Raw genomic sequence first — 2,696 nt, forward strand, 5'->3', positions numbered from 1 at the left:
ATGGTCATTTTAGTTCTAGCGCTTATGTTTAGACGCGTTTCGGGGGTTGTTCTGCCACTGATTACGGTTGCTTTAACAATCATTAGTGCTGTTTCATTAATGGCACTGTTTGATGCACCCTTTACCCTGGTTACTCAAATTATGCCCTCGTCTTTATTGGCAGTGATTACAGGGGCAAGTATCCATCTTTTAGCCATTTTTTATAAACACTTTGCCAAAACTGGCAATAAAAAATCGGCACTGCGTTTCGCCATGGGGCATTCTGGCTTTGCTATTGTAATGACCTCACTGACCACCGCTGCGGGTATGTGGTCGTTCTCTTTTTCCGATGTGGCACCTGTTGCCAATTTAGGCATTTTTGCCAGCGCCAGTATCGTATTAGGGTTATTATTTGTTTTAGTGTTATTACCTGCCATGCTTGCCACGTTGAAACTTAAGCACAAACCCGTTGCCTCGTATAATAAAACAATGGATGCTTTTTTACACAAAATTGCTGATTTTTCCTTAAACAACGCCAAATCCATTGTAATAATAAGTGGTGTTATGATTATTATTGCCACCTCTTTTGTAGTGCAAATGAAATTTTCTCACCATCCACTTCTTTGGTTTGAGGCTGACAATCCTGTGCGTGTCAATGTTGAAACAATTGACAAAGAGTTAAACGGCTCCATGACTTTGGAAATTGTTGTAGATACTGGACGAGAAAATGGCTTGTATGAACCAGCGATGTTACAAAAAATTGAAAGGACAACCGACTATCTTAACACTTTAAAAGATGGGGAAATTTTTGTTGGCAAAACAATAACACTGGTAGATGTGTTAAAGGAAACTAATAAGGTGCTGAATGCAAACAATGCAGCATTTTATAAAATCCCTGTCAACAAAGAGTTAATTGCACAAGAATTATTTTTATTTGCCAATAGTGGTAGTGATGATTTGGGGGATTTTGTCGATTCTGGTTTTTCTAAAGCACGCATAACGGTCAAAGTGCCTTTTGTAGATGCCATCAAATACAACCAATTTTTAAGTGAAGTTAAAACTCATGTTGCACAAGAATTTGGCACTAATGCCAATGTTTCTTTCACTGGTGTCGGTATTTTACTTGCCAGTATTATGGAAAAATCCATTCATTCTAGTGCAACGAGTTATGTGCTTGCCTTTGGGCTTATTGCGCTTATGATGATCCTTTTAATTGGCAATATTAAAATTGGACTAATTAGTATGATTCCCAATATTCTCCCCATGTTAAGCATTGCAGCAATAATGGTGGGTTTTGGCATTCCTTTTGATATGTTTTCAATGCTTGTAGGTGCAATTGCACTGGGGCTTGCTGTTGATGATACCGTGCATTTTATGCACAATTTTAACCGCTATCGCTTAGAAGGGAAAAATGTTGACGAGGCTACAAGATTAACAAGATTAACTCTGATTAACACAGGACGAGCGATTATCACTACTTCTATTGTACTTGCACTTGGATTTTTAGTGCTACTAAGTGCAAGTATGACCAATATGTTTAATTTTGGTGTTTTGACTGCCAGCGCTATTTTTGTCGCCCTTATTGCTGACTTTTTACTGGTGCCTGCAATGATGAAAATTTTGGAGAAAAAATAATGAAAAAACTACTATTGCCCACCCTATTTTTAAGCTTTAGTGTTAATGCTTTGACAGGTTTAGAGATTATGCAAAAAGTTGACGATAGAGATGACGGTAGTAGTATTACTTCCACTCTACAAATGATTTTAATCAATAAACACAATAAAAAACGCATTAGACAAATGCGCACATTCTCCAAAGACATTAATGAAAATACCAAGCATAAATCTATCTTTTTTCTATCTCCTAGCGATGTTAAAAACACTGCATTTTTAACCTTTGATTATAGCGACGATAATAAAGATGATGATCAGTGGATGTATCTTCCAGCACTCAAAAAAACCAAACGCATTCCAGCTAGTGATAAAAATAGTGCTTTTATGGGTAGCGACTTTTCTTATGCTGATATGACAGATAATAACCTTGATGATTACCATTTTAAACTGTTAAAAGAGAGCGTCATTAAACGCAAAAATAGTAAAAACCCAGTATGGGTCATTCAATCTCTACCTAAAAATCAAGCAGTGACGGATGAAACTGGCTACACTAAAAGCATTTTATATATTCGCAAAGATAACTATATACTTGCTCGCGCTAAGCTTTATCTTAAAAAGACCAACAAAATAAAATATATGGATGTTCGAAAGATGAAAAAAATCAATGGTATTTGGGTAGCAACACAAACCACAATGACCACAAAATCTGGCAAACAAACACTACATAAAACACTTTTAAACAATAGCAATATTAAAATAAATATTGCGATTGATGACGATATGTTTAGTATTCGTAAAATTGAAAAAGGCTTGTAAATGAGATTTTTCTTAGTTCTTTTAATTTCTTTTTCATTAAACGCCGAAGAAGGGTTTGATGATTCTGGATTTGATGATAACTTTAGCGACGAATTAGCCATACAAACAAAACCACCTGAAAAAGGCTCAGTGTATGGCTCTGTTGATTTAGAATCACATTATAATTTTAGTAATAACAAAAACTTATCCTCTGCTAAAATTTTGACAGATTTAAATGCCGAATACAAAATAGATAATAATGCTAAGATAAGCGGAAACTTAAAAGCCTATCACGATTTCATTTTCGAT

Annotated in this window: 3 protein-coding genes; all 3 read left to right on the top strand. The window is 35.3% G+C overall.

Annotated elements, in window-relative coordinates:
- Nucleotides 1-1,614, top strand: a 1,614-nt coding sequence (locus BAZSYMA_RS08045; RefSeq protein ID WP_090717703.1) for an efflux RND transporter permease subunit, incomplete at its 5' end; no start/stop codon positions are given.
- Nucleotides 1,614-2,408: an outer membrane lipoprotein-sorting protein gene (locus BAZSYMA_RS08050; protein ID WP_090717706.1), complete on the top strand. Its 795-nt coding sequence runs from the start codon at nucleotides 1,614-1,616 to the stop codon at nucleotides 2,406-2,408. The genes BAZSYMA_RS08045 and BAZSYMA_RS08050, both read left to right, overlap by 1 nt.
- Nucleotides 2,409-2,696: hypothetical protein (locus BAZSYMA_RS08055; protein WP_143243166.1), on the top strand; the 288-nt coding region annotated here is incomplete at its 3' end.

This window comes from Bathymodiolus azoricus thioautotrophic gill symbiont (assembly GCF_001298715.1).
Taxonomy (GTDB): domain Bacteria; phylum Pseudomonadota; class Gammaproteobacteria; order PS1; family Pseudothioglobaceae; genus Thiodubiliella.

Coding starts and splice junctions, on each gene's coding strand:
- BAZSYMA_RS08050 (WP_090717706.1), top strand. CDS start 1,614: ATGAAAAAACTACTATTGCCCACCCTATTTTTAAGCTTTAGTGTTAAT.